Genomic DNA, 6,206 nt, shown 5'->3' with positions numbered 1-6,206 from the left:
GGCGGGGGGTCCGGGTGGGTGGCTGCCATGTGGGTCAGGTAGGCGTCGTAGTCAGGCATGCCGACCATGAGCCGCAGCGACTGCTTGAGCGAGCGCGCGAAGTAGCGCCCGGCTTCGGGCAATGCGAGGCCCATGGCTTCAGCGCGCGGCCGATGCGGCCAGCGGCTCGAACGGCGTCTCCTGCGTGGTCGGCCGGTTGGCCGCGCGTGCCGCCAGGCAGGCCTTGATGCTGTAGACCAGCACGCTGAGCACCACGAACATGAAGAGCGCGCACAGCGCCGCATCCAGCCGGTCGTTGAACACGATGCGCGACATGGCCTCGGGCGTCTTGGCCGGCGCCACGAGCACGCCGTTGGCGATGCCCTCGGTGTACCTGGCGGCATGCGACAGGAAGCCGATCTTCGGGTCGGCCGAGAAGATCTTCTGCCAGCCCGCGGTGAGCGTGCAGGCCAGCAGCCATGCAGCCGGCGCGGCGGCCACCCAGGCGTAGCGCTCGCGCTTCATGCGGAACAGCACCACCACGCCCAGCATCAGCGCCACGGCGGCCAGCATCTGGTTGGAGATGCCGAACAGTGGCCACAGCGTGTTGATGCCGCCCAGCGGATCGACCACGCCCTGGTACAGGAAGTAGCCCCACGCCGCCACGCAAAGTGCCGTGGCCACGAGGTTGGCCGGCAGCGAGTCGGTGCGCTTGAGCGCCGGCACGAAGCTGCCCAGCAGGTCCTGCAGCATGAAGCGGCCGGCGCGGGTGCCGGCGTCCACCGCCGTGAGGATGAAAAGCGCCTCGAACAGAATCGCGAAGTGGTACCAGAAAGCCATCATGGCCTGGCCGCCGATCACCTGGTGCAGGATGTGGGCCATGCCCACCGCCAGCGTCGGCGCGCCGCCTGCGCGGCCCAGGATGGTGGTCTCGCCCACGTCCCTGGCGGTCTGCACCAGCATCTCGGGCGTGACCACGAAGCCCCAGCTCGAGATGGTCTGCGCCGCCTGCTGCGCGGTGCTGCCCACCAGCGCGGCCGGGCTGTTCATCGCGAAGTAGATGCCCGGCTCGATGCACGAGGCCGCCACCAGCGCCATCACGGCGACGAAGGATTCGGCCAGCATGCCGCCATAGCCGATGAAGCGCGCATGGCGCTCGTTGTCGAGCATCTTGGGCGTGGTGCCCGAGGAAATGAGCGCATGGAAGCCCGAGACGGCGCCGCAGGCGATGGTGATGAACAGGAACGGGAACAGGCTGCCCGACCACACCGGGCCGTTGCCCTGCGCGAACTGCGTGACGGCCGGCATCTGCAGCGTGGGCATCACGAACACGATGCCGATGGCCAGCGCGATGATGGTGCCGATCTTCAGGAAGGTCGACAGGTAGTCGCGCGGCGCCAGCAGCAGCCACACCGGCAGGCTCGCGGCGACGAAGCCGTAGCCCACCAGCATCCAGGTGAGCGCCTTGCCGTCGAAGGTGAAGAGCGGCGCCCATTCGGGGCTCTGGCTCACGGCCTGGCCGCCGAAGATGGCCAGCATCAGCAGCACGAAGCCGATCAGCGACACCTCGCCGATGCGGCCCGGGCGCAGGTAGCGCAGGTACACGCCCATGAAGAGCGCCACCGGCACCGTGGCCGCCACCGTGAAGGTGCCCCACGGCGACTCGGCCAGTGCCTTCACCACGATCAGCGCCAGCACCGCCAGGATGATGATCATGATCATGAAGGTGCCGAACAGCGCAATCATGCCGGGCACCACGCCCATCTCCTGCTTCACGAGGTCGCCCAGCGAGCGGCCGTCGCGCCGCGTGGAGATGAAGAGAATGATGAAGTCCTGCACCGCGCCGGCGAAGACCACGCCGGCCAGCACCCACAGCAGGCCGGGCAGGTAGCCCATCTGCGCCGCGAGCACCGGGCCCACCAGCGGGCCCGCGCCGGCAATGGCCGCGAAGTGGTGGCCGAACAGCACGTTCTTGTCGGTCGGCACGTAGTCCAGGCCGTCGTTGTGGCGGTGCGCGGGCGTCTTGCGGTTGCCGTCCAGGCCCAGCACCTTGTCGGCGATGAAGAGGCTGTAGTAGCGGTAGGCGATCAGGTAGGTGCAGATCGCGGCGGCCACCACCCAGAGGGCGTTGACGCTCTCACCTCGGGTCAGGGCCACGGTGGCGAGCGAAAACGCGCCGGCCACGGCCACGACCAGCCACACCAGGTGGCGTCGGATGCTTTGCATTGGGATGTCTCCAGGATTGAACCCCGGGAGTTTTGCCGCGCGGGCGCCGCGGCGCATCCGTCGGACCGCGCGGGCCGAGCGCGTGGCTTTGCGTAATGGAAAACCCGCATGCCCATGCCCGAGGCCCGCAGTTCAATGCCTGCGGGCCTACACGCACGAACCGGACCAAGCCGGAACAATAGGGGTCTGTCTTCAACAAGCGAGCCAGCCGATTGACCGACACCGCTCCCCCTACTTCAACCCAGGCGACCCAGGCAAGCCAGGCGCAGGTGCGCTGCTGCATCGCGGGCGGCGGCCCCGCCGGCATGGTGCTGGGATTGCTGCTCGCGCGGGCCGGCGTCCCCGTCGTGGTGCTGGAGAAGCACGTTGACTTCCTGCGCGACTTCCGCGGCGACACCGTGCACCCGTCGACGCTGGAGGTACTGCACGAACTGGGCCTGCTCGAGGCTTTCCTGCAGCGCCCGCACGACCGCATCGAGCAGCTGTGCGCGAGCTTCGAGGGCCGGAACTTTCCCGTGGCCGACTTCACCCACCTGCCTTCGCACAGCAAGTTCCTGGTGCTGATGCCGCAGTGGGAGTTCCTGGACTTCATGTGCGACGAGGCGCGGCGCTATCCGGGTTTCGAGCTGTGGACCGACGCCGAGGCCGTCGGCCTGCTGCAGGACAAGGGGCGCGTCAACGGCGTGAAGGTACGGCGCGGGCGCCGGGCCGGGAAGCCGCAGGACGTGGAGCTGCACGCCTCGCTGGTGGTCGCGAGCGACGGCCGCCACTCGGCGCTGCGCGATGCCGCCGCACTGCCGCACATCAGCTACGGCGCACCGATCGACGTGCTGTGGATGCGCATTCCCAGGGAAAGCGGCGACCCGGAGGCCACCGCGGGGCACATCGCCGCCGGGCACTTGCTGGTGACGCTGAACCGCGGCGACTACTGGCAGTGCGCGTTCGTGATTCCCAAGGGCGGGCACGCCGCGCTGCAGGCCCGGGGCATCGACGCCTTCCACGCCGAGATCGGCAAGATCGCGCCCTTCTTCGCCGACCGGCTCGCGAAGGCACTGCCCGACTGGAACGCGGTGAAGCTGCTCGAGGTGACGGTCGACCGGCTCGAGTCGTGGTCGTGCAAGGGCATGCTGTGCATCGGCGATGCGGCGCATGCCATGTCGCCCGTGGGCGGCGTCGGCATCAATCTGGCCGTGCAGGACGCGGTGGCCGCGGCCAACCTGCTGGCCCCGATGCTGGCCGGCACGGCCACCGACAAGCAGATCGACGACATGCTGCCGCAGCTGCAGCGGCGAAGGGAATGGCCGGTGCGCGTGACGCAGGCGGCGCAGCGCATGGTGCAAGACCGCGTGCTGGTGCCGGTGCTCGGCGGCAAGATGACGGCGGTGGCGGGCCACGTGCCGTGGCCGCTGCGGCTGCTCTCGCGCTGGCCCGTGCTTCGCCGGCTGCCGGCACGGGCGGTGGGACTGGGCGTGCGGCCGGAACATGTGACCTCGCCGCACCGGTCTTTATGAAATTTTTACGCGCGGCCACCGGCATTCGATGCCGTTTTTATGCGCGCCTTTCGATACTCCATCCACTCCCCAACAAGAGTGAGCAATGGACATCGTCTGGTTGGCCGCCGTCGCGGCCGTGTGGGTCGTCTCGGCAGAGACGCTGGTAAGGCTTTATCGGCTCGACAAGCCGCGCAGGCTGCGCAGGCCGCGCCTGCCGCCTGAGAGGGCGTGACATGGCACTGCACGCGACGCTCTGGTATCACGCGGCCGCCTGGGCCCGGCAGGCACAGGCACGGCCCGACATGACGCTCTACTGGTCATGCTGCGGCACGCCGGCACTCGACGAACAGACCATGCTCGGCCACGTCGAGACCGGCAGCGTCCTCGTGGCATCGTGCAGCCATTGCGGCGCCCGGTGGATGAGCGTCTCGCGCGCGGAAGATCCGACCGACTGGCGCCCGCTGAACGCCGACGACGCCATCGCCATCCGCATGGCCGGCGACATCACGCGCGCCGCACTGCTCAACGCCTGGGCACGCATGGACGAGCGGGCCGGCTGGCGACGAAGAAAACAGCGCGACGCGGAAGACTGACCGGTCGATGCGTCCCGGGCCCGATGCTCAGGGCCGCCGTGCCTGCGTCGACTGGCGCGACCAGTACACGCCGTCGAGCCGGTCGAGCCGCACCTCGCCGCCCGTGGACGGCGCATGCACGAAGCGGCCGCCGCCGACATAGATGCCGGCATGCGTGGGCGTGGACGAACCGAAGAGCACCAGGTCGCCCGTGCGAAGCTGCGACATCGCCACGGCTTGACCGAAGTCCGACATGCGCGCCACCGTGCGCGGCGGCGATTGCCCCACGCTGTTGAGATAGACGTAGCCGATGAGCCCGCTGCAGTCGAAGCCGCCGTCCGGCGTGTTGCCGCCATAGCGGTATGGCGTGCCGACCAGCCCCAACGCGTGAATGGCGATGCTGTTCGACTGCTCGTCCGTGAGCGGCGTGCTGGTGATCGACGGTGCGGGGCCTCGTCCCTGGCGCGGACCCGGAGGGCTTGCGCAGCCCGCCATCAGGAGGCAGGCAGCGATGACGAGAATTTGAAGCAGCCGCGGTGGCGCGGGCATGCGGGAACGTGGCGTTGACACAGGTGCGTCGGACATGTCGGATGGCTGAGCTTGTGAACGTGCACGCACTCTAGCGCGGAACGCGTCCGCTTCCTGAAGAAGAGGCCACGCCCTCCGGGTCTGCGCTGCTGCGCCGGCGCCGCGGAGGGAGAAGATGCAAAAAGAAAATGACGCGAGGCGTGCCGCTTACTTGGCGGCGACGGCGTTGACCGCGTCCTTCAGCGCCTTGCCGGCGGTGAACTTGGGCGCCTTGCTGGCCTTGATGGTCATCGGCTCGCCGGTCGACGGGTTGCGGCCCGTGCGCTCAGGGCGGCTTGCCACGGCGAAGGTGCCGAAGCCGATCAGTTGCACCGTGTCGCCAGCGGCCAGCGCGCGCGACAGGTTTTCGATCGCGGCGTCGAGCGCGCGGCCGGCATCGGCCTTGCTGAGGTTCGTGTCCGTGGCGATGGCGGCGATGAGTTCGGTCTTGTTCAAAACGGGATGCTCTTTCTTCAATCAAGCGGTTGGAAAAAAACGGTAGCGAGAAAGCGCTACCGGGGACCGAACTTTAAACGCCCCGGCGGCGGATGGCGGGGCGCATGCGTTTCAAGAGTGAAACATCTGGTCGAAGCGGGACCTCCGCAAGGCACCCCCCACGCTAGACTGCCGCTTCGTTCTTCCAGGAGACCCCGCCATGACCCGATTGCTAGTACGCAGTTTCGGCGTTTCGCTCGACGGCTTCGCTGCCGGCCCGAACCAGAGCCTGGAGCATCCGCTGGGCGTTCGCGGCCCCGAACTCATGAACTGGTTCTTTCCCACGCGCGTCTGGCAGCAGATGCACAGCACGGGCGAGGCCAACGGCGAAACAGGCATCGACAACGAGATCGCCGAGCAGGGCTTCGCCGAGATGGGCGCGTGGATCCTGGGGCGAAACATGTTCGGACCGGTGCGCGGTCCGTGGCCCGACGAGAGCTGGAAAGGCTGGTGGGGCGACGAGCCGCCCTACCATGTGCCGGTCTTCGTGCTGACCCACCATGCCCGCGCGCCACTGACGATGCAAGGCGGCACCACCTTCCACTTCGTCACCGGCGGCATCCATGAGGCTCTGGCATTGGCACGGGCCGCCGCAGGCACGCGCGACGTGCGTGTGGGTGGCGGCGTGGCCACCGTGCGCGAATACCTGAAGGCCGGGCTGATCGACGAACTGCACCTGGCCGTGCGGCCGGTGCTGCTGGGCAAGGGCGAGGCGCTTTTCGCCGGCCTGGACCTGCCGGCCCTGGGCTACAGCTGCGAGCGGCAGGTGGCAGGCGAGCGCGCCACGCATATGTTCCTGCGCCGCAATGCGCCCTGACGCGGGGCATGCCATCCATGAAGTCCTTAGGCCTATCCTTGTTGCTCTTCAGTGCAA

General features: G+C 68.5%; 8 protein-coding genes. 4 read left to right on the top strand and 4 right to left on the bottom strand.

Annotated elements, in window-relative coordinates:
- Both AC1RVW_RS27155 and AC1RVW_RS27150 read right to left on the bottom strand, forming a co-directional pair.
- The coding region (locus AC1RVW_RS27155) for a CstA-like transporter-associated (seleno)protein (RefSeq protein ID WP_493203671.1) at nt 1–134 on the bottom strand (134 nt) is incomplete at its 3' end.
- 4 nt (nt 135–138) lie between these two features.
- Nucleotides 139–2,205 (bottom strand): carbon starvation CstA family protein, encoded by a 2,067-nt coding sequence (locus AC1RVW_RS27150; RefSeq protein WP_493203670.1) that lies wholly within the window; start codon nt 2,203–2,205, stop codon nt 139–141.
- A 212-nt stretch (nt 2,206–2,417) separates the two neighbouring features.
- Here AC1RVW_RS27150 and AC1RVW_RS27145 point away from each other — a divergent pair, with 212 nt between their 5' ends.
- The 3 genes from AC1RVW_RS27145 (at nt 2,418) to AC1RVW_RS27135 (ending at nt 4,291) form a co-directional block, all read left to right on the top strand.
- On the top strand, nt 2,418–3,716 hold the full coding sequence (locus AC1RVW_RS27145; RefSeq protein ID WP_253819922.1) for an FAD-dependent oxidoreductase: 1,299 nt from the start codon (nt 2,418–2,420) through the stop codon (nt 3,714–3,716).
- An 85-nt stretch (nt 3,717–3,801) separates the two neighbouring features.
- Nucleotides 3,802–3,930 carry a hypothetical protein gene (locus AC1RVW_RS27140; protein WP_493203669.1) on the top strand — a complete coding sequence of 43 codons (129 nt, stop codon included), beginning with the start codon at nt 3,802–3,804 and terminating at the stop codon, nt 3,928–3,930.
- A gap of 1 nt (nt 3,931) precedes the next feature.
- Nucleotides 3,932–4,291: a hypothetical protein gene (locus AC1RVW_RS27135; protein ID WP_493203668.1), complete on the top strand. Its 360-nt coding sequence runs from the start codon at nt 3,932–3,934 to the stop codon at nt 4,289–4,291.
- Nucleotides 4,292–4,318: 27 nt separating this feature from the next.
- Here the strand turns inward: AC1RVW_RS27135 and AC1RVW_RS27130 are convergent, their stop codons facing one another.
- Entirely contained in the window at nt 4,319–4,855 is a 537-nt protein-coding gene (locus AC1RVW_RS27130; RefSeq protein ID WP_493203667.1) for a C40 family peptidase, read from the bottom strand.
- A 150-nt stretch (nt 4,856–5,005) separates the two neighbouring features.
- A complete protein-coding gene (locus AC1RVW_RS27125; protein WP_081269271.1) occupies nt 5,006–5,293 on the bottom strand; it encodes an HU family DNA-binding protein in 288 nt (95 codons plus the stop codon).
- A 199-nt stretch (nt 5,294–5,492) separates the two neighbouring features.
- Between AC1RVW_RS27125 and AC1RVW_RS27120 the strand changes: the two genes are divergently transcribed.
- A complete protein-coding gene (locus tag AC1RVW_RS27120) occupies nt 5,493–6,149 on the top strand; it encodes a dihydrofolate reductase family protein (RefSeq protein ID WP_493203666.1) in 657 nt (218 codons plus the stop codon).
- Nucleotides 6,150–6,206: the final 57 nt, after the last annotated feature.

This window comes from Variovorax sp. MPBD4-3, assembly GCF_058809745.1.
This window is presented reverse-complemented; position numbering and strand designations above follow the sequence as displayed.